Here is an 18749-nt window from a genome sequence, read left to right as displayed (position 1 = left end):
TGTCCTTTCAGGTATAACGCTGTTATTCTCCCGCTCCATCCAGGAGCGGGAGAATTCGTATGAGCTTGAAGGGAAAGACCCTTTTCATCACCGGCGCCAGCCGCGGCATTGGTCAGGCGATCGCTGAGCGTTGTGCGCGCGACGGCGCCAACATCGTCATCGCCGCCAAAACCGACCAACCCCATCCCAAGCTGGCGGGCACCATCTACACCGCCGCCGAAGCGGTTGAAAAAGCGGGCGGCAAGGCGCTGCCTCTGGTGTGCGACATCCGCGATGAAGCGAGCGTGGACGCCGCCGTCGCCAAGGCGGTCGAGACGTTTGGCGGCATCGACATCGTGGTCAACAACGCCTCGGCCATCTTCCCGATGCCCACCAAGGACACCCCGATCAAGCGCTGGGACCTGATGCATCAGGTCAACGCGCGCGGCACTTTTCTGGTGACCCAGAAATGCTTGCCCTACCTCGAAAAGTCCGAGAACCCGCACATTCTGGCGCTGTCGCCGCCGCTCGACATGCGCGAGCAATGGTTCGCGCCGCATGTGGCCTATACTTCGGCGAAATACGGCATGAGCCTGTGCATTCTGGGTTGGGCGGGCGAGTTCAAAGGCAAGATCGCCGCGAACGCCATCTGGCCGCGCACCGCCGTCGCCACCGCCGCCATCGCCAATGTTCTGGCGGGCGAGGATGCGTTCAAGAACTGCCGCAAGCCCGACATCCTGGCCGAGACCGCCTATCGCGTGCTCACCAAGCCGGCGTCCGAGTTCACCGGCAATTTCCTGATTGATGACAGCTTCCTTGTGAGCGAAGGCGTCACCGATCTTGATCAGTTCGCCGTCGACCCGTCACAGGAGCTGTTGCCGGACTTCTTCGTTCCCGAGGAGCCCAAAGCCCCTGAAGGCGTCAAGATCATGAGCATCGATCCAAGCCATTAGGCAAAAAAAGCCCCGGCGATGACCATCGCCGGGGCGCCGAGGGGCCGAATCATATCCGGCCCATGGGATCTGACACAGAGACAGTTTGGACAGTGCAGCTGTACGGGGCGGCGTCTTTTGTGGGCGCATCGGCCTGTTAGCACACGCGCGCGTCTTCCCGGCTTGTCTCTATGGGGGAGGGCGGGTACCACTCCCCTCACGCTTGACTCTTGGGGGCTGACGCTCGCACGACGGGGGGCGTGGAGCTGGCGTCACCGTGCCTGGGCGAGGCAGGGATGACGGCGCGTTTTCATCAAGATCGCTCAAGACCGTTCATGACCAAAGCCGACAGCCCGGCCAAGCCGGGCCCCATCATCATCGCGAGACATGGCGAGCCTGACGCTGACCGTCGGGCGCGCATGGACTGGCGCGGCTATGTGGACTGGTGGGCGGCGTATGATCGCGCCGGGCTGAAACCCGGCCAGAGCGCGCCGGACTGTCTGGTTGAACAGGCCGCGCTGGCGAAAACGCTCTATTCCTCCACTTTGCCCCGCGCGATCGAGACGGCGCGCGCCGCCGTGGGGGATCGCCCGATCGAGCATGACGCCCTGTTCGTGGAAGCGCCCTTGCCGCCGCCGCCTCTGCCGTTGAAGCTGCAGGCGCGGACCTGGGGCGTGTATGCGCGCTGTTCGTGGTGGCTGGGCTTCTCACGCGACGGGGAAAGCCGGGCCCAGGCCGAAGTGCGTGCGGCGGCTGCGGCGGAAAAGCTGGTAGACGCCTCTCAGGACGGCGCTGTGGCGTTGTTCGCGCATGGCTGGTTCAACCGGATGCTGCGCCCGGAACTCAAGCGTCAGGGCTGGACCTGCGTGCGTGACGGCGGGGACGGATACTGGTCCTGGCGCCGCTATGAGCTGAAACGCTAGCGCATTGGCGGCTTGATCCGACGCGATCTTTCGCGATTGTGGGGGCGTGACCTCCCCTATGAGAAGGCAATAGCGATGACTGACGCCCCCACCGCCGAAATCGCCCAGATGAGCTTTGAAACCGCGCTCAGAGAGCTCGAGACCATCGTGGCTCAGCTCGAGCGTGGCGAGGTGGAGCTTGAAAAGTCCATCGCCATGTATGAACGCGGCGCCGCTCTGAAAGCGCATTGCGAAGCGCGCCTGAAAGAGGCCCAGCTCAAGGTCGAGAAGATCGTGGTCGCCGACGGCGCGATCTCCGCCGAGCCGGCTAATCTGGATTGATCCCATGAGCGCAGGCCCCGCCCAGCCCGAAATCGCGCCCGAAGACTTTTTCAGGACGGATATCCGCCTGGGCACGATCGTGCGCGCCGAGCCGTTTCCCGAAGCGCGCAAGCCCGCGATCAAGCTGTGGGTCGATTTCGGCCCGGAGATCGGCGAGCGCAAAAGCTCCGCCCAGATCACCGATCACTATACGCCCGAGACGCTGGTGGGCCGACGGGTGCTCGGGGTGGTGAACTTCCCGCCGCGCCAGATCGGTCCGGTCCGCTCTGAAGTGCTGGTGCTGGGCGTGACTGATGCGGACGGATCCATCCTGCTTTTGAATGCAGACGGAGACGCGCCGAACGGAGCGCGGGTGTCATGAGCGCCTTTCTCGACCATCTCACCGAGACCGCCGACCGGGTGACCGTGGCGCTTGATGCGCTGCTGGCGCGTCCGGACGGGCCTGAACAACGCGTCATTTCGGCCATGCGCTATGCGGCTTTGGGGCCGGGCAAGCGCTTGCGTCCCTTCTTGCTGATCGAGGCGGGCAATCTGGTGGGCGGCGATGAGCGCGCCTTGCTGCGCGCGGCCTGCGCGGTGGAATGCGTGCACGCCTATTCGCTGATCCATGATGATCTGCCGTGCATGGATGACGATGATCTGCGCCGGGGCCGTCCGACGGTGCATCGCGAGTATGACGAGGCGACCGCCGTGCTGGCCGGCGATGCGCTGCAAAGCCAAGCCTATGAGCTGCTGGCCGATCCTGAAACCCATGAGCATGCCGCTGTACGCGCCGAGCTGGTGATGCGGCTGGCGAAAGCCGCCGGGCCGCGCGGCATGGTGGGCGGTCAGATGATCGACATGGCGGTCGAGGCGGGCGAGCAAACCGATATCGGGATCATCACTCGCTGCCAGCGCATGAAGACGGGCGCGCTGATCAGCTTTTGCGCCGAGGCGGGCGGCTTGATCGGTCATGCGGACCGTGCGCACCGGCTTGCGCTAGAAGGCTTCGCGCATGACCTGGGATTATGTTACCAGATCGTCGACGACCTTCTGGACGCGGAAGGGGATGAAAGCCTGACGGGAAAACGCACCGGCAAGGACGCCGGTCAAGGAAAAGCCAATTTTGTCTCTATATTGGGTGTCGCTGACGCCCGTGACCGGGCGGCGCGGCTGGCCGATCAGGCCAAGGCCCATCTCGATCCATTCGGTCCGGACGCCGACACGCTGCGTGAGCTGATGGATTTTGTTTTGGCGCGGCAGTCCTGAAGCCTAGATGATAAGATAAGAACCAAGGACACGGCGCATGCCCGACACTCCGCATCTCGACCAGATCACCTCTCCTGACGATCTGAAAAACCGCAACCTCGACTTTCTGAAAGCCGTGGCGGACGAATTGCGGGCGGAGACCATCGACGCCGTTTCGGTGACCGGCGGGCATCTGGGCGCGGGGCTCGGCGTGGTCGAGATGACGGTCGCCCTGCACCATGTCTTTGATACGCCCAGCGACATCCTGATCTGGGATGTGGGCCATCAATGCTATCCGCACAAAATCCTGACCGGACGCCGCGACCGCATCCGCACCCTGCGTCAGGGCGGCGGGCTGTCGGGTTTCACCAAGCGCTCTGAAAGCGAATACGATCCGTTCGGCGCCGCGCACGCCTCGACCTCCATCTCGGCGGGTCTGGGCTTTGCGGTGGGGCGCGACCTCAAGCATGAAGAGGGCCGCAAGGTCGTCGCGGTGATCGGCGACGGCTCCATGTCTGCGGGCATGGCCTATGAGGCCATGAACAATGCCGGCGACATGAAAAAGGACCTCATCGTCATCCTCAATGACAATGACATGTCCATCGCCCCGCCCGTGGGCGCCATGAGCCATTATTTCGCGCGCCAGGTCAGCTCGAAAAGCTACAACTCCATCCGCAAGCTGGGCAAAGGCGTCGCTGAAGCGCTGGGCGTGAAGGAGCATGCGCGTCGGGCCGAGGAATATCTGCGCGGAATGGCCATGGGCGGCACCCTGTTTGAGGAAATGGGCTTTCGCTATGTGGGCCCGATCGACGGCCATGACATGGACCAGCTGGTCGCCGTGCTGCGCAATGTGCGCGATGCGGGCGAAGGCCCCATCCTGATCCATGCGGTGACCCAGAAAGGCAAAGGCTACGCCCCCGCCGAGGCCGCCGACGACAAGTATCACGGCGTCGCCAAGTTCAATGTGATCACCGGCGAGCAGCAAAAGAAAAAGGCGGTCTCGCCCAGCTATACCGGCGTCTTCGCCGATGCGCTGATCCAGCTGGCGGAATCCGACGACAAGATTTGCGCGGTCACCGGCGCCATGCCGGGCGGCACGGGCGTCGACAAGTTCGCGGCGCGCTATCCTGACCGGGCCTTTGATGTCGGCATCGCCGAGCAGCACGCCGTCACGTTTGCGGCGGGCCTCGCAGCCGAAGGGCTCAAGCCGTACGCCGCGATCTATTCGACCTTCCTGCAGCGCGGCTATGACCAGGTGGTCCATGATGTGGCGATCCAGTCGCTGCCCGTGCGCTTCGCCATCGACCGGGCCGGGCTTGTGGGCGCGGACGGCGCCACCCATGCCGGCTCGTTTGATGTGGGGTATATGGGCGCGCTGCCGGGCATGGTGGTGATGGCCGCCGCTGACGAGGCGGAGCTCGCGCGCATGGTCGCGACCGCCAATGAAATCGACGACCGCCCGAGCGCCTTCCGCTATCCGCGCGGCGAGGGCCTGGGCGTTGAAATTCCCAAAGAGCTGATCCCGCTTGAGATCGGCAAGGGCCGCATTGTGCGCGAAGGCGCTGGCGTCGCCATCCTGTCCTTTGGCGCGCGCCTTGGCGAAGTGCTGAAAAGCGCGGACGAGCTCGCGGCCTATGGCCTCAACCCAACCGTGGCGGACGCCCGCTTCGCCAAGCCGCTCGATCATGACCTGATCCGTGAGCTGGCGCGTGAGCACGAAGTTCTGATCACCATCGAAGAAGGCGCCATGGGCGGCTTTGGCGCGTTTGTGCTCCAGTTCCTGGCCGAAGACGGCGCGCTCGATGCGGGGCTGAAAATCCGCACCATGACCTTGCCCGACGTGTTCCAGGATCAGGACAGCCCCTACGCCATGTATGAGACGGCGGGGCTGAACGCCAAGCACGTCACCGCGAAAGTCCTCGACGCGCTGGGCCGTCAGGCCGACGCCGCGGCGGCTTTGGCCTGAGGTCTTTCCGGCCGGGCCATAGCGTCGCAGCGCCTGGCTTTTGCGTTGACGCGACCTGCCATGATGATCGACCCTTTGCCTGTGAAGACGGGAGGGTGGTTGCATGCGGACCGGTCTTTCAGGCTCAACTCACACGATCACGCGTCGGCAGAGCTTTGCAGCGGGCGCATTGGTGCTGGGCGGCGCAACGACCGCCTGTTCGTCCGGCGATGAGGGCTATGGCGCGCTTGCTGAAGCCCTGAGCGCCCCGGCGGAGCCCGTCACGGCGCCTTTCCCTCGCTCGCACCAGCAGCTGGTGCGATACGCCAGCCAGGCGGCGAGCGGGCACAACACCCAGCCTTGGCGCTTTACGGTGTCTGATCCTGTGATCGAGCTGTCGCCGGATTTTTCACGCCGTACGCCGGTCGTGGACCCTGATGATCATCACCTGTTCGCCTCGCTGGGCTGCGCGGCGGAAAATCTCAGCCTTGCTGCGCGCGCATCGGGTCTGGGAGGCGAAGTCGACATGGCGGGCGAGACGCTGTCTGTGGCGTTGGCCTCCGGCGCAGCTGAAGCCTCGCCCCGGTTTGACGCCATCCCGCAGCGCCAGTGCACGCGGCTGGAGTATGACGGCTCGGCGCTGAGCGCGGAGGAGCGCGCCCGGTTGATCGCAGCGGTTGAGGAAGGCCGTCAGGTGTCCGCGACCGTTTTTGACAGCGCCGCGGACAAGACGCGGCTTTCTGAGCTGATCATCCAAGGCAATAGCGCCCAGATCGCAGACCCTGCCTTTGTGAGGGAGTTGCGCGACTGGATCCGCTTTAACGAGGCGGAAGCGGCGCGTTTGCGCGATGGCTTGTTCGCGCCGTCCTCGGGCAATCCGCAATTGCCGGGCTGGCTGGGGCGGCGCCTGTTTGGGCTGGTGTTCACCGCAGACGCCGAGAACGCCAAGATCGCCCGCCAGATCGAGAGCAGCGGCGGTTTGATCGCCCTGATGGCGGAGGAGAACTCGCCGCGCGGCTGGATGGAGGCCGGGCGCGCAGCTCAGCGCCTGCAACTGGAAGCCACGGTGCTGGGGCTCAAGACCGCCTATCTCAACCAGCCCGTGGAAGTGGTGTCGCTGCGCCCTGAACTGGCCACCCTGATGGGCGCGCCGGGGCGGCGTCCCAACTTGCTGCTGCGCGTCGGCAGAGGCCCGGCGGCGCCGCGCTCGCTGCGGCGTTCGGTCGAGGCGGTGATCGAGCCGGCCTAGTTCGCCTCGATCAACCCGACCACATGCTCGATCGCGGCTCTATGGCCTGCGACGGGCGCGGCTTCGGGGTAGATATCGACCATGATGGCGGGCGGAAGGCCGCGGCCTTCAAACACGGCGCCTGAGCCGTCCTCGAACACTTCGTTGGACAGCTCCAGATACCAGCCATTGGGCAGGGGTTTGGCGAGCGGGGTGGAGAACGCGCCGCGCGTGGTCCCGCCCACATGAATCACATTGGGCAGCTGACGCAGCATCATGGTGGTGATCTCGCCGCCTGACACCGTCACATCGCTGGTCATCACATAGAGCGGGCCCGTAAAGCGCACGCCGTCATGGGGCGTGATCTCATAGTCTTCCGTCGCTTCCGGCGCGCCGGGCACGCTGACGCGATAGCCCAGGAAGGCCTCATCAGTGAAGCGGGCCGCAATGGCGCGGGTGACGGCGTCATAGCCGCCGCGATTATTGGACAGGTCCAGAATGACCGTCTGATGATCTGCAAACCGGGTGAGGGCGTCATCAAGAATGTCAGAGAGCGCGGCCAGCTCGGCCTGTGACCATTCCAGGCTTCCCGGCGTGTGGTTATTGGTGAAGCCGCCCATGGTGAAGATCTGGATGTAGCCGATGGGCGCGCCGCTTTCGGGCGTGATCTCGCCCACGATCACCCGGTCGGCGATCAGCGCGGCGCCGGGGTCGAGGACCTCGTTGAAGAGCTGGTCGACAAGACCATTCAGCCAGTCGCCTTCGCCCATGCCGTGCCGGATCATCGGCAGGGTTGTCCCAAGCCCCGCCTGGGCGCGGCGCGGTTCACCGTCCACCATCCCGATCAGCTTGGTGTGGGAGTCCTGAAGCGGCTCCAGAAGGTCCGCCAGCACATCCCACAGGGCCGCTTCGCCCATGCCGTCCTGCACATGAGGGTGAGCCGCCGCGATTTGTGCATCCCAGTCCACGCCGCGCGCATCAAAGAAGCTGTAATGCCGGGCCATCACGCTGGTGAAAACATCAAAGATTGCGGTTTCCGTGGCCAGGTCTTCCGAGCCGCAAGACTGAGGCAGGGCGTCCAGCCGCTCAAAAGAAGCCGAGGCGTCGCCCGGCAGGTAATTGAGGCGGATGGACTGACCGTCGCGCGACGGACGGAACAGCTGGTATTCCACCTGACCCATCATCGGCGTGCTCTCATCGGGCGCCGGGCTGGCGTAACAGCCTGCTGGGGTGTCCTGCCAGCGGGTGATCCCGGTCGCGTTGATGTCGAGGATCCAGCCCTTTTCCCGGCTGTGCCAGACGCCCTCCGCGCGGCCATCAAGCGCTCCGTCTTCCGCAAAGATGGGGTGAGCGCTCTGGGCGCTGCTCAGAAGCGCGACAGCAAGACTGATCAAAAGAAACATCATGGGAGCCTCAAAAAAATGACCGCGGTCAGCTTTTGAGGCGGTCGTCGTCCTTTGTCAAGCGATCAGGCGGCCGCCAGCGACAGAAGGGTGCGGATACGCTCGTCCAGCGCGGCCCCAAGGTCAAAGCTCTCACCAGTGTTCAACCATTGGCGGATCACGCCTGTCAGGGCAGAGACATAGAGGGCGGACAGGGCTTCGGCATCAATCCCGGAGCGGATCTCTCCCCGCGCTTGGGCGGCTTTGATCAGGGTGCTGGCCTGGGTCTGGACCCGAAGGTCGATCTCACGCTCACTGCGCTGGATGTCGTCTGACTGCGGCGCGTAGGCATGCTTGGCGCGCCAGAGCACGGGTTCGGACCGGGCGAAGGTCACAGCGTTTTGCGCCATGATCAGAAAGGACTGAAGCAGCGGCTGGTCCTGGCCGGACCCCGATTTGAGGTCGGCGTTCTGCATCGCGTCTTCATACCAGGCGGCCAGCACATGCGCCTTGGTGGGGAAGTGGTTGAAGAAGGTGCCCTTGGCCACGCCCGCCGCCTTGCAGATGGCGTAGACGGACGCGTCTTCATAGCCTGCTTGGCGGAACTGGGTCAGGGCGGCGTCATAGAGCGCCTGACGCACCTGGGCTTTCTTTGTGTCTCGTAATCCGGTCATGGCGGAGATATGCCGCAAAACATGACTGCGGTCACCCAGCCTGTTGATTTGGGTTTTGCGCCGCACTTGGATACAACCAGCGCCCTGATCACGAGGGTTTCATGCGCGCAGACAAATATCTTGTTGAGCACGGGTATTTCGACACCCGCGCCAAGGCGCAGGCTGCGATTGCGGCGGGCAAGGTGATCGTCAATGGCGAAGCCTTGCGCAAAGCCTCCCAGAGCGTGCCTGAGGGCGCCGAGGTGCAGGCCGAGGCCGCGCACCCCTATGTCAGCCGCGCGGCGCTGAAACTGGTGGAAGGGCTGGATGTGTTCGGCGTCGACCCGGCGGGCCGGGTCTGTCTGGATGTGGGCGCCAGCACGGGCGGTTTCACCCAGGTTTTACTCGAGCGCGGCGCCCAGAGGGTCATCGCGGTGGATGTGGGCCGCGACCAGCTGGATGCGGCGCTGAAAGGCGATCCCCGCGTGCTGAGCCTTGAAGCGACCGACGCGCGCACCCTGACGCTCGATTCGATCGGCGGCGTCGCGCCGGATCTCGTCGTCTGCGACGCCAGCTTCATCAGCCTTGAGAAAGTGCTCGCCCGTCCGCTGGAGCTGGCGGCGCCGGGGGCGGCGTTGATCGCGCTGTTCAAACCCCAGTTCGAGGTCGGCCCCAAGCATGTGGGCAAGGGCGGCGTGGTCAAGGACGACGAAGCGGTGGATCGCGCCAAAGAAAACGCCCGCGCATTTTTTGCGCGGGCGAGTGTCCCGGTCGAGCGGGAGACTGACAGTCCTATCCGGGGAGGGGACGGGAACTGCGAATATCTGTTCTACGGTCGCAAGACCGTCTTGGATCAGTAGGTCGAAGCCGGGCGCCAGACGCCGTCCGCGCCCTGGCACATCCACGTCACCGAACCATTGCTTGAGCCCATATTGCGGCAGGCGCCGCCCGGTTGAGCATTGGGTTGAGCGCCGGAGCTGGCGGTATAGCTGCGCGCCTGAGGGGCAGGCTGGGATTGCGGCTGGTAGGGCTGGTCGAGATAGGGCTGGGCCGGCTCGTCATAGCCATAGCTTTCCCCGCCCAGAAGCTCGCCTTGCGACGCGGAGGAGCTGCGATAGGTGCGCTGGTCATAGCCCTGATCGTAACCCTGGTCATAGCCGCCCTGATACCCGTTATTCTGATAGCCGCCATTCTGGTAGCCTTGATCGGGATAGGCGTACCCGCCCTGATCATAGCCGCCGCTATAGCCGGCGTTGCGCAGATGCTCGCAGCCATTGGAGCGGCCCGAAATGGCTGCGCCGGCGAGGGCGCCCAGACCGGCGCCGGCCAGAACCGCGCCATCATTGCCCTCTTCCTTGTAGCCGCGTCCGCGGTCATAGCGGTCGCCGCGACGATATCCGCGACCATAATAATCGCGATGACGGTCACGGCCGCGATAATTGCGTTCGCGGTCCCGGTCCTGGCGGTCATCATGCACTTCTGCGCCGATCACCGCGCCCAGAACGCCGCCGATCACCGCGCCCGCCACCTGGCGGTTGCGCTGGGACGCCACGCAGGCCTCATAGCTTTGCGGGGCGGAGGCGGCTGAGTTGTTGCGATAGGTCTGCGCCTGGGCGCCGGTAGCGGCCAGCGGCAGAAGCAGGGCGGCGCCCGTCAGGGCGGAGACTGCAAAACGCGAACGGATCATGAGGAAACCCTCCAGGTCAGACGCCGCAGCGCCGGTTTATTTCGTTGAAAACACCCTACACGCTCCGCCATGAGCGCTAGATGAACGGGCATGGTTTATTGTTTCTGAAGGGAAAAACTGGCGCCGAATGACAAAACGGGCCCGCCACAAAGCCATGGCGGGCCCGTTCCTGTCCCCGGATCCCGTCCCCACAGGATCCAGGCGTTCCGACCCGGTTAGAGCGACCGGTCGAAACAGCGTTCAGGCGCGAGAGAGTGTGCGCCTGAACACGAAATTATAAGCGCGGTTACTGGCGGCGCGCCACCTCCCACCGGCCATAGCTATCCTGGCACATGCGGACGCGGTCATAGGAGACCTGTCCGTTGGGCAGGAAGATTTCGGCATCCCCCCAGCGGCACTGACGCGGACCCCAATTGTGGTAATCGCCCGCGCGGACCACGCCGCGCACGCCCGAATACGGGTTGGCCCAGTAATAGGGCTGGTCGGTGGTGAAGGCGGAATGCAGGCCATAGCGATACTGGCCGCGGTCGCAATCATTGAGCGATGCGCCAAGCCCCGCCCCGATCAGGCCGCCCGCCAGATAGGCGCCGCCATCGCCGTCACCCAATGCGCCGCCGAACAGCGCGCCGATCAGGGCGCCCGCGATCAGGGCGTCGCCGTCGGTGCGGCAGAACTGGTCAGTATAATAGAACTGGTGGCTGTTATAATGGCGATACCGGTCATGATAGCGCCAGTTGCGGCCATAGGACGGGCGGTGATTGACCGAATAGTGCACGACCCGGCGCGGCGGCGGGCTGTAGCGGTTATGGCCCCGGCGGTCATGATTGTAATAGCGGCGCTGGTCGCGACGATAATCACGGCGCGCATCGCGGCGCACGTCCCGGCGATACTCCCGGCGCGCCTCACGGCGTACATCCCGGCGGTATTCGCGACGGGCGTCACGGCGGGCGTCCTGACGGATTTCGCGCCGGACTTCGCGGCGGTGTTCCCGGCGGTCCTCACGCCGCGCCTCGCGACGGTGTTCCCGACGGTCTTCCCGACGGGCGTCGCGGCGATGCTCTCGGCGATCCTCGCGGCGGGCGTCCCGACGGTCTTCACGGCGATTCTCACGTCGAGCCTCACGGCGTTCGCCGCGCCGCTGGTCGCCCCGGGCTTCCCGGCGGCGTTCCTGACGGCCTTCTTCGCGATTGCCGCCGCGACCGCCGCGGGCGCCTTCACGGCGCTCACCCCGATCACCGCGGCCTTCACGGCGGCGTTCACGGTCTTGATCGCCGCGCGCTTCGCGGCGGCGTTCCTGGCGCGCCTCTCGGCGTTCCTGGCGTTCTTGCTCAAAACTGGTGACAACGGCGTCCGCGGCATAGGCGGAGGGCGCGAGAAGCAGGCCCGGCGCCACGATGGCGGTCGACAACAGGCATGAAGCGGCGAGGGTTTTCAGGCGCATGAGCTGGGCCCTTTCCTGTGCGGCGGCGGGTTTCCCCGATTGGTGAACAAACCTTAAAAAATCCAAGCTGAGCGGGACATGAACAGCATTGTCAGAAAAGGGGCGGGCGCTTGACTTGCTCTGCGCGCTTGACCGCGCAGCCTGCGCCCGGCATTGGCAAGGCTATGAACAGACGTCGCACCACTGCCCCCAAACCCGTCCATGTTGAAACCCTGATCGCGGAGAGCCTCGGCGCGCGCGGAGACGCCGTCATGGACGGCCCCGTCTTCACGCCCGGATTGCTGCCCGGCGAGGCGGCGAAAGTTGAGGTCCAGGGCCAGCGCGGACGCGTGCTCGAACGCCTGACGCACAGCCCGGATCGGGTCGAGCCCTTCTGTCCGGTGGCTGAACGTTGCGGCGGGTGCTCCTTGCAACACTTTGAGGAGAGCGCCTATCGCAGCTGGAAACGCCATCTTGTGGTGGATGCGCTCCATAAAGCCGACGTTCAGGCCGAGGTGCGGTCGCTGGTGGACGCCCATGGCGAAGGCCGCCGCCGTCTGACGCTGCATGCGCAACGGTTCGGCGCCAAGCTGGTGGTCGGCTTCGCCGAACGAGCGGGCGACAAGATCGCCGACATTACGGATTGCCCCGTGGCGACGCCCGGTCTGCGCGCCTCCATCCCCGGCCTGCGCAAGCTCGCCGAAGTGGCGACGCCCAAAAAGGGCCGCATCGACATCCACGCGCTGGATTGCCAGCCCGGCCTCGACATCTCGGTGCATGGCGTCAAGGAGATCAGCCTGGCGCTGCGTGAAGCCGGGGCGGAGCTTGCGGGCAAGTTTAACTGGACCCGCGTCACCATTGGCGATGATCCGCTGATCGAGTTTGCGGCGCCGGTCGTCAAGTTTGGCGACACCAAGGTCACGCCATCCCCAGGCGGCTTCCTGCAAGCCACCGCCGAGGGAGAGGCGGTCTTGGCGGGGCTTGTGGATGAAGCGGTTCAAAGCCTGGACGGCAAAGGCCCGTTCAAGGCGGCGGACCTGTTCGCCGGCGCCGGCGCCTTCGCCCTGCGTCTGGCGCGGACCATGCCGGTGCTGGCGGTTGAGGGTGATAGCGGCCTGCTGCGCGCCCTGCAGCGCGCCGCCCAGCGCACGCCGGGGCTTAAGCCCGTGGATGCGCGGGTGCGCGATCTGGCGCTGGAGCCGATCACTCCCAAAGAACTTGAAGGCTATTCGCTGGTGGTCATGGATCCGCCGCGTGCGGGCGCCAAGGCCCAGGCCGAGCGTCTGTCAGACAGCATGGTCCCGGTGATCGTCTCGATCAGCTGCAACCCCGCCACCTTCGCCCGCGATGCGGCGATCCTGATCGAGGGCGGCTACAAGATGGGGCCCGTCACCCCGGTCGACCAGTTCAAATGGACCGGCCATGTGGAGTCGGTTGCGGTGTTCCGGCGGCGGTAAGCCTACCTATACGCCGCCGCGCGCAGCTTGTGATCGGCGAGCACCAGGGCGGCCATGGCTTCGGCTACCGGCACGCCGCGAATGCCCACGCACGGGTCGTGGCGGCCCTTGGTGACCACTTCGGTCTCCTGAAGGTCCTTGGTCAGCGTCTGGCGCGGAATGCGGATCGAGGAGGTGGGCTTGATCGCCACGCGCACCACCACATCCTGTCCGGTGGAGATGCCGCCCAGAACCCCGCCATTATTATTGCTCAGAAATTCCGGCTGGCCGTCCGGTCCCAGTCGCATCTGATCAGCCGCGTCCTCGCCGCGCTGGGCGGCGGCCTCAAGGCCTGACCCGATCTCGACGGCTTTCGCCGCGTTGATCGACATCATCGCGCTCGCCATATCCGCATCAAGCTTGCCATAGACCGGTGCGCCCCAGCCTGCGGGGACGTTCGAGCACACTACTTCAATCAGCGCGCCGACCGAGCTGCCATCCTTGCGGATCTGGTCCATGTCGGATTCCCAGAGTTTAGCGGTTTCGGCGTCGGGGCAGAAGAAATCGTTCTCGCGCACCTGATCCCAGTCCCAGCGCGACCGGTCGATCTTGCGCGCGCCGATCTGGACCAGGGCGGCGCGGATATTGATGTCATCGCCCAGAACCTTGCGGGCCACCGCGCCGGCGGCGACGCGGGCGGCGGTTTCGCGCGCCGAGGAGCGCCCGCCGCCGCGATAATCGCGCACGCCGTATTTGGTGTCATAGGTGTAATCGGCGTGGCCGGGCCGCCATTTGTCGCGAATGTCGGAATAATCCTTTGAGCGCTGATCGGTGTTTTCGATCATCAGCGATATCGGCGCGCCGGTCGTCACCTGACCGTCCGTACGGTCGTCCTCGAAGACGCCTGAGAGGATTCTCACTTCATCAGCTTCACGGCGCTGGGTCACATGGCGCGAGGTGCCGGGCTTTCGAAGGTCCAGCCAGGGCTGAATGTCGTCTGCGGTCAGCTTGATCCCCGCCGGGCAGCCGTCAATGACGCAGCCGAGCGCAAGGCCGTGGCTTTCGCCCCAGGTCGTGAAGCGGAACAGATGACCGAAGGAATTGTGAGACATGATGCAGACGCCAGGCAGAAACCGTTACAAGCGCAGCACTCTAGGCGCGCTTTAAGCTGGCGTCACGCGGCGTTGCTGCCGCCGCCGCGCACCCATTTGGCGAACCGGGCGGCGGGGGAGGCTTTGACGAAGCGATCGCAGAAGGCTTTCAGCAGATTGGTGTGCGTTTCGGCGTCTTCTTCGACCTTGGTGTCGTCGAACTTTTGCTTCATCGCCGCCAGGCGCTTGAGTTCGGCCTCGCCCTGCTGGTTGAGGTCGGCGTTGACCATCACATCCTGAACCTTGATGTGAACCCGCCAGAGGGGATCGCCGATGGGCACCACGACCGTGCCGTTCTTCACATGAACCGGAATCCGGATCATCGCTTCGCGGTCCTGGATCTTGATGGTGCGAATGCCGCCCTTGCGCGCTTCTTCCGGCGTGATGGTGATGTCATGGCGGCGCGGCGCAAAGCGGCGCAGGACCTCATAGGCCTTGAGCATGCGCTGGAGTTTGGCGACGGTCTGGGGGTCGCCGCCTTCGGCCGTATCGGGGTGAACATCCTTGATCAGCGCGCGAAAGCGGTCACGGACGACGGAGAAATCCTCGTCGCCATCAAGGCCAAAAACCTTGTACGCCTTGACTATCGCTTCATGCGGCTCGCTCATGCTGGTCATATTACAGGGGTTTTATTGTCGAATCGTTGACCTGCCCGCCAAGCTGACTAGGTGAGTAGGCTTAATGCCCGTCGGGGCCGTCAGGAGACGTCTTATGAGCGACAAGTCCGTCATTCCGCCCAGCCCCAGCCAGCAAGACTATGAAAAGTCCGAAGCCAACCCGCCCGAAGACATCTTCGCGCGTGAGGATCCCTTTGCTCTGTTCGAGCACTGGCTTGAAGATGCGAAGAAGAAAGAGCCCAACGACCCCAATGCCGTTGCGCTGGCCACGGCGGATGCGGACGGCGCGCCGGACGTGCGCATGGTGCTCTTGAAAGGGTTCGATGCGCGCGGCTTCGTCTTTTACACCAACACCGACAGCATCAAGGGCTTGCAGCTTGGGGCCAACCCGAACGCGGCGATGTGTTTTCACTGGAAAAGCCTGCGTCGGCAGGTGCGCGTGCGCGGGCCGATCAGTCAGGTCAGTGCTGAAGAGGCGGACGCCTATTTCAACTCGCGCGCTCGCGACAGCCGCATCGGCGCCTGGGCGTCCAAACAATCGCACAAGCTGGAAAGCCGGTTCGCGCTGGAAAAGGCTGTGGCGAAATACGCCGCCAAATTCAATATCGGTGATATACCTCGCCCAGAAAACTGGACGGGTTTCCGGCTTGAGCCCCATCGCATCGAGTTCTGGCGCGATCGGGCTTTCCGACTGCACGACCGGATGGTGTTCGAACGGACACAGGCGAGCGAAAGCTGGTCGGTGAGCCGACTCTATCCTTAAAACTGCAACGCACCCGGCTTACACTGGCCGGGCGTTTTTCTCTGGGCGATTGGGGCTTGGTCATGATTTCGGCATTCCGCACACTCCGGCATATTGTGATCGGCCTCACGGCGGCGCTGGCGATTACGACTCCGCTCTGGTTCGCCGCGGCGGGTCTCGGGACCCGGTTCGGCCTCTGGGATTACTCGTTTGGCCTGCTTCAGATGACGTTCGGCTGGGGGCCGAAGCTTTTGTTTGCCGCGCTCGGCGCGGGCGTGATCAGCCTGATCCTGCTGATCGCCTATCGTATCGCGTTCGGCAAAGCCAACGCTCCGGGGGCGGGCGGCTGGGTCGCGGCGGTGCTGGCGATCGCCGTCGGCGCGGGCGGATTGGGCTATGCGGCGTCGGTGCGTGAAATGGCCGGCCAGATCCCCCCCATCCACGATATCAGCACGGACACCCAGAACCCGCCGCAATTCTCTGCGGCCCTGATCGACCGGCGTGGACCGGACGCCAATTCGGTGGATTACGCCTCCAAGATTGATCCGCGCTCCGAACGTCCGCTGCCGGAGGTTCAGGCCGAGGCCTATCCCGACATCCAGCCGATCATCGTCGGCGTCGAGGCAGAGCTCGCCTATCAGGCGGCGCTCAACACCGCCCGCGATCTGGGCTGGAAAATCGGGACGGAGTCTGAAAGCGCAGGCCTGTTCGAGGCGACCGACACCACTTTCTGGTACGGCTTCAAGGATGATGTGGTGGTCCGCGTGACCGCCCTGGACGAGGGCGGTTCGCGCATTGACGCACGCTCGGTCAGCCGGGTCGGCGTGTCTGATCTGGGCGCCAATGCAGCGCGCCTCAGCCGTTTTGAAGAGCGCTTGCGCGCCTCGCTGGGCGAGGGCGCCTAAGCGTCAGCCTTCTCAGGCGAGAGTGTAGCGGGTGTCGAGCCCGGGCGCGCCCTCGCACACCGCCTTGCCTTGCTCCACCAGATGGATCATGTGCGCCAGCACGGAATGCGCGGCGGCCGGGTGCAGGCGCTTGTCCACATCGGCATACATGACCGCGACCATCGCCTTGATCGTGTCCTGACCGTTCTGAAGCTGGGCCAGCACTTGCGCCTCGCGGTTTTCACGATGGGCGATATAGGCGTCCAGAAAGGGCTGGGGCTCGGTGATCTGGGGGCCGTGGGTGGGCCAGATCGTTTCAAAGTTTAGCGCCTGAACGCGTTTGAGCTGCGTCAGATAATCGCTCATCGACCCGTCCGGCGGGCTGACCACCGAGGTGGACCAGCCCATCACATGATCGCCGGAGAACAGGGCGTTCTCCTCTTTAAGCGCATAGCACACATGGTTGGACGTGTGGCCGGGCGTGTGGAGCGCGGTCAGCGTCCAGTCCGGTCCCTCAAACACGGCGCCGTCCTCAATCTGGACATCGGGCTGGAAGCCCAGATCATCGCCTGCTTCCATGCGAACCTCGCCGCCTTCGGGCTCGGTGACGCGCGGCATGCGGCCATAGACCTTGCAGCCGTGTTTCTTCGCCAGCGTATGGGCGAGGGGGGAGTGGTCGAGATGGTGATGGGTGACGAAGACATGGCTGACCCGTTCGCCGTCGAGCGCCGCGTCGAGCGCCGCTTCATGCTCGGGCATGGCGGGGCCGGGGTCCAGCACCGCCACTTCGCCCGTGCCGATGATGAAGACGCCGGTGCCTGTGAAGGTGAAATTGCCCGGATTGGGCGCGATCACCCGGCGGATGCGCGGGCTCATCTGATCGCAGCGCCCATAGTCAAAGTCGAACTCTCGAACGAAAGGGATGGCGCTCATAACGAAGTCTCCACTGGGGTCAGGCGGGCGTCCACATAGGCGCGCAAGGCGTGGGCCAGTTTGCGGGTCGCGGTCATTTGGTCTTTCAGGGCAAGCGCGATCGGCGGCCCCATATCGGTCTTGTTCACATCAACGATCCAGATCTCGCCCGTCCGGCGGTCGCGCAGCACGTCCAGCCCGCCCCAGTCGAGCGCCATGGCGCGGCAGAAATTGCGGATCAGCGCGCGTTCCTGGGGTGTGAATACGGTATCGGGATCGAGCAAACGCACTTCGCTGTTGTGATTGGCGAAGCGGTCGCCGAGCGGGCGTCGCTTTAAGAACACCACGCTGAGTTCGCCATTCACCGTGGGGCAACGCAAATCCTCGACACAGCCGTCATCGGCGCAGTTATCAATCAGGCGCTGATAGGCGATTCCGGCGTCAGGCTTGACCGGGCCGGTCAGAATTCGGCCGTCATGGGCGCCGTTCAGCTCGGACTTGGCGACCATCTCGCCGGTCCAGCTCTCCGGATGGACCGCGAGCGCCCGGCCGCTGACCTGTTCAAAGACGCGTGCGACTTCGGATTTGGAGGTGTCGGCGCAGGCGGCGTTGATGTGCAGACGGCTGCTCTGGCGGGCCGGCGTGACCGTTGTGAGGTCTTCAAAATGGAACTGCAGGTCGGCGTCTTCGGGCTGATCCGCGATTCGCAGTCCAGACAGCTGAACCACCGGCCAGATCAGATACCAGGGCCGCGGTCGATCGGGCGTGAACCAGATGCGCGGGCCGTCCTGGCGGATGCGGCGCCGTTCCAGTTCGATACGCGCATGATAGCCCAGCCAGGACAAGGTTTCGGTCACGATCCCCAAATCAATGGGGATGCGGGCGCCGGTCTTGCGAACCTGCACCACATTGCCCTCAAGCTGGAAATCGCGCCACCACGCGGTCGTCGTCATTGCTCTGCCCATCTTTGATACGGTTACACGATACCTGCCCCTTGGTCTGGCGCAATTCACGCTCGATCACAGCGGCGCGCTTTTTGCTTCACAGCTTCGTGTGCGCCAGCAAGGGAAGCGTCATGACACGACTGAACGCAGCCAGCATTTTTCTAAGCCGGCGAGTGAGGCTCCTGCTGATGGCGGTTGTGCTGATCGGGTGTCTCAAGGCGGGACTGGGGGATGCGCAAACGCCGCCGTCCACGGTAATACCGCGCTCAGCTCCGGTTCATGCGGTTGTGGATATCTCTTCAGAGATGCACGCTGAACGTGCTCAAAGTCCGGACAAAGACTGACCGATTTTGAGCCAACGCACTT

Annotated in this window: 19 protein-coding genes; 11 read left to right on the top strand and 8 right to left on the bottom strand. The window is 64.5% G+C overall.

Annotated elements, in window-relative coordinates; all coding sequences use genetic code 11:
* Window positions 1-59: 59 nt before the first annotated feature.
* The 7 genes from ACTIGF_RS13925 to ACTIGF_RS13895 all read left to right on the top strand — a co-directional run bounded on the left by ACTIGF_RS13925 (window position 60) and on the right by ACTIGF_RS13895 (window position 6576).
* A complete protein-coding gene (locus tag ACTIGF_RS13925; protein WP_273146599.1) occupies window positions 60-932 on the top strand; it encodes an SDR family oxidoreductase in 873 nt (290 codons plus the stop codon).
* Window positions 933-1246: 314 nt separating this feature from the next.
* Entirely contained in the window at window positions 1247-1834 is a 588-nt protein-coding gene (locus ACTIGF_RS13920) for a histidine phosphatase family protein (RefSeq protein ID WP_439637444.1), read from the top strand.
* Window positions 1835-1909: 75 nt separating this feature from the next.
* The gene (locus ACTIGF_RS13915) at window positions 1910-2155 is read left to right on the top strand and encodes an exodeoxyribonuclease VII small subunit (protein ID WP_439637443.1); all 246 of its coding nucleotides are present in this window, start codon (window positions 1910-1912) and stop codon (window positions 2153-2155) included.
* A 4-nt stretch (window positions 2156-2159) separates the two neighbouring features.
* A complete protein-coding gene (locus tag ACTIGF_RS13910; RefSeq protein WP_439637442.1) occupies window positions 2160-2516 on the top strand; it encodes a tRNA-binding protein in 357 nt (118 codons plus the stop codon).
* Window positions 2513-3403: a polyprenyl synthetase family protein gene (locus ACTIGF_RS13905; protein WP_439637441.1), complete on the top strand. Its 891-nt coding sequence runs from the start codon at window positions 2513-2515 to the stop codon at window positions 3401-3403. Before ACTIGF_RS13910 ends, ACTIGF_RS13905 begins: the two co-directional genes overlap by 4 nt.
* Window positions 3404-3440: 37 nt before the next feature.
* On the top strand, window positions 3441-5348 hold the full coding sequence (dxs, locus tag ACTIGF_RS13900; RefSeq protein WP_439637440.1) for a 1-deoxy-D-xylulose-5-phosphate synthase: 1908 nt from the start codon (window positions 3441-3443) through the stop codon (window positions 5346-5348).
* 103 nt (window positions 5349-5451) lie between these two features.
* Entirely contained in the window at window positions 5452-6576 is a 1125-nt protein-coding gene (locus ACTIGF_RS13895) for an Acg family FMN-binding oxidoreductase (RefSeq protein WP_439637439.1), read from the top strand.
* Here ACTIGF_RS13895 and ACTIGF_RS13890 read toward each other — a convergent pair.
* Complete coding sequence (locus ACTIGF_RS13890; protein ID WP_439637438.1) at window positions 6573-7961, bottom strand: S41 family peptidase; 1389 nt, start codon at window positions 7959-7961, stop codon at window positions 6573-6575. The two genes, ACTIGF_RS13895 and ACTIGF_RS13890, sit on opposite strands and share 4 nt — an antisense overlap.
* 62 nt (window positions 7962-8023) lie before the next feature.
* Window positions 8024-8611, bottom strand: a complete 588-nt coding sequence (locus tag ACTIGF_RS13885; protein WP_439637437.1) for a TetR/AcrR family transcriptional regulator — start codon at window positions 8609-8611, stop codon at window positions 8024-8026.
* Window positions 8612-8712: 101 nt separating this feature from the next.
* On the opposite strand from ACTIGF_RS13885, the gene ACTIGF_RS13880 reads away from it, so the two are divergent.
* On the top strand, window positions 8713-9450 hold the full coding sequence (locus ACTIGF_RS13880) for a TlyA family RNA methyltransferase (protein ID WP_439637436.1): 738 nt from the start codon (window positions 8713-8715) through the stop codon (window positions 9448-9450).
* Here the strand turns inward: ACTIGF_RS13880 and ACTIGF_RS13875 are convergent.
* Together ACTIGF_RS13875 and ACTIGF_RS13870 are read right to left on the bottom strand one after the other, a co-directional pair.
* Window positions 9444-10277, bottom strand: coding sequence for a hypothetical protein (locus ACTIGF_RS13875; RefSeq protein WP_439637435.1), 834 nt, complete (start codon window positions 10275-10277; stop codon window positions 9444-9446). The genes ACTIGF_RS13880 and ACTIGF_RS13875 overlap by 7 nt on opposite strands.
* 286 nt (window positions 10278-10563) lie before the next feature.
* A complete protein-coding gene (locus ACTIGF_RS13870) occupies window positions 10564-11718 on the bottom strand; it encodes a hypothetical protein (RefSeq protein ID WP_439637434.1) in 1155 nt (384 codons plus the stop codon).
* 164 nt (window positions 11719-11882) lie between these two features.
* On the opposite strand from ACTIGF_RS13870, the gene ACTIGF_RS13865 reads away from it, so the two are divergent.
* The gene (locus ACTIGF_RS13865) at window positions 11883-13154 is read left to right on the top strand and encodes a class I SAM-dependent RNA methyltransferase (protein ID WP_439637433.1); all 1272 of its coding nucleotides are present in this window, start codon (window positions 11883-11885) and stop codon (window positions 13152-13154) included.
* A gap of 2 nt (window positions 13155-13156) precedes the next feature.
* On the opposite strand, the gene aroC is transcribed toward ACTIGF_RS13865, so the two are convergent.
* Window positions 13157-14245: a chorismate synthase gene (gene aroC, locus ACTIGF_RS13860; protein ID WP_439637432.1), complete on the bottom strand. Its 1089-nt coding sequence runs from the start codon at window positions 14243-14245 to the stop codon at window positions 13157-13159.
* Window positions 14246-14307: 62 nt separating this feature from the next.
* Complete coding sequence (locus tag ACTIGF_RS13855) at window positions 14308-14892, bottom strand: J domain-containing protein (RefSeq protein ID WP_439637431.1); 585 nt, start codon at window positions 14890-14892, stop codon at window positions 14308-14310.
* 103 nt (window positions 14893-14995) lie between these two features.
* Between ACTIGF_RS13855 and pdxH the strand changes: the two genes are divergently transcribed.
* Together pdxH and ACTIGF_RS13845 are read left to right on the top strand one after the other, a co-directional pair.
* Entirely contained in the window at window positions 14996-15664 is a 669-nt protein-coding gene (pdxH, locus tag ACTIGF_RS13850; RefSeq protein ID WP_439637430.1) for a pyridoxamine 5'-phosphate oxidase, read from the top strand.
* Window positions 15665-15726: 62 nt separating this feature from the next.
* Window positions 15727-16548, top strand: coding sequence for a DUF1499 domain-containing protein (locus ACTIGF_RS13845; protein ID WP_439637429.1), 822 nt, complete (start codon window positions 15727-15729; stop codon window positions 16546-16548).
* A 12-nt stretch (window positions 16549-16560) separates the two neighbouring features.
* On the opposite strand, the gene ACTIGF_RS13840 is transcribed toward ACTIGF_RS13845, so the two are convergent.
* Together ACTIGF_RS13840 and ACTIGF_RS13835 are read right to left on the bottom strand one after the other, a co-directional pair.
* A complete protein-coding gene (locus ACTIGF_RS13840) occupies window positions 16561-17460 on the bottom strand; it encodes an MBL fold metallo-hydrolase (RefSeq protein ID WP_439637428.1) in 900 nt (299 codons plus the stop codon).
* A complete protein-coding gene (locus ACTIGF_RS13835; RefSeq protein WP_439637427.1) occupies window positions 17457-18392 on the bottom strand; it encodes a hypothetical protein in 936 nt (311 codons plus the stop codon). Before ACTIGF_RS13835 ends, ACTIGF_RS13840 begins: the two co-directional genes overlap by 4 nt.
* Window positions 18393-18749: the final 357 nt, after the last annotated feature.

The organism is Oceanicaulis sp. (genome assembly GCF_051859625.1).
Taxonomy (GTDB): Bacteria; Pseudomonadota; Alphaproteobacteria; order Caulobacterales; family Maricaulaceae; genus Oceanicaulis.
Note: the sequence above shows the minus strand (reverse complement) of the source record. Positions and strands in the feature narration are given on the sequence as shown.

Excerpts from the sequence above, each read along its gene's own strand:
- pdxH (WP_439637430.1), top strand. The coding sequence starts at position 14,996 with ATGAGCGACAAGTCCGTCATTCCGCCCAGCCCCAGCCAGCAAGACTAT.
- ACTIGF_RS13870 (WP_439637434.1), bottom strand. The coding sequence starts at position 11,718 with ATGCGCCTGAAAACCCTCGCCGCTTCATGCCTGTTGTCGACCGCCATC.
- ACTIGF_RS13895 (WP_439637439.1), top strand. The coding sequence starts at position 5,452 with ATGCGGACCGGTCTTTCAGGCTCAACTCACACGATCACGCGTCGGCAG.
- ACTIGF_RS13905 (WP_439637441.1), top strand. The coding sequence starts at position 2,513 with ATGAGCGCCTTTCTCGACCATCTCACCGAGACCGCCGACCGGGTGACC.
- ACTIGF_RS13890 (WP_439637438.1), bottom strand. The coding sequence starts at position 7,961 with ATGATGTTTCTTTTGATCAGTCTTGCTGTCGCGCTTCTGAGCAGCGCC.
- ACTIGF_RS13840 (WP_439637428.1), bottom strand. The coding sequence starts at position 17,460 with ATGAGCGCCATCCCTTTCGTTCGAGAGTTCGACTTTGACTATGGGCGC.
- dxs (WP_439637440.1), top strand. The coding sequence starts at position 3,441 with ATGCCCGACACTCCGCATCTCGACCAGATCACCTCTCCTGACGATCTG.
- ACTIGF_RS13910 (WP_439637442.1), top strand. The coding sequence starts at position 2,160 with ATGAGCGCAGGCCCCGCCCAGCCCGAAATCGCGCCCGAAGACTTTTTC.
- ACTIGF_RS13880 (WP_439637436.1), top strand. The coding sequence starts at position 8,713 with ATGCGCGCAGACAAATATCTTGTTGAGCACGGGTATTTCGACACCCGC.
- ACTIGF_RS13925 (WP_273146599.1), top strand. The coding sequence starts at position 60 with ATGAGCTTGAAGGGAAAGACCCTTTTCATCACCGGCGCCAGCCGCGGC.
- ACTIGF_RS13835 (WP_439637427.1), bottom strand. The coding sequence starts at position 18,392 with ATGACGACGACCGCGTGGTGGCGCGATTTCCAGCTTGAGGGCAATGTG.
- ACTIGF_RS13875 (WP_439637435.1), bottom strand. The coding sequence starts at position 10,277 with ATGATCCGTTCGCGTTTTGCAGTCTCCGCCCTGACGGGCGCCGCCCTG.
- ACTIGF_RS13865 (WP_439637433.1), top strand. The coding sequence starts at position 11,883 with ATGAACAGACGTCGCACCACTGCCCCCAAACCCGTCCATGTTGAAACC.
- ACTIGF_RS13855 (WP_439637431.1), bottom strand. The coding sequence starts at position 14,892 with ATGAGCGAGCCGCATGAAGCGATAGTCAAGGCGTACAAGGTTTTTGGC.
- ACTIGF_RS13915 (WP_439637443.1), top strand. The coding sequence starts at position 1,910 with ATGACTGACGCCCCCACCGCCGAAATCGCCCAGATGAGCTTTGAAACC.
- aroC (WP_439637432.1), bottom strand. The coding sequence starts at position 14,245 with ATGTCTCACAATTCCTTCGGTCATCTGTTCCGCTTCACGACCTGGGGC.
- ACTIGF_RS13885 (WP_439637437.1), bottom strand. The coding sequence starts at position 8,611 with ATGACCGGATTACGAGACACAAAGAAAGCCCAGGTGCGTCAGGCGCTC.
- ACTIGF_RS13920 (WP_439637444.1), top strand. The coding sequence starts at position 1,247 with ATGACCAAAGCCGACAGCCCGGCCAAGCCGGGCCCCATCATCATCGCG.
- ACTIGF_RS13845 (WP_439637429.1), top strand. The coding sequence starts at position 15,727 with ATGATTTCGGCATTCCGCACACTCCGGCATATTGTGATCGGCCTCACG.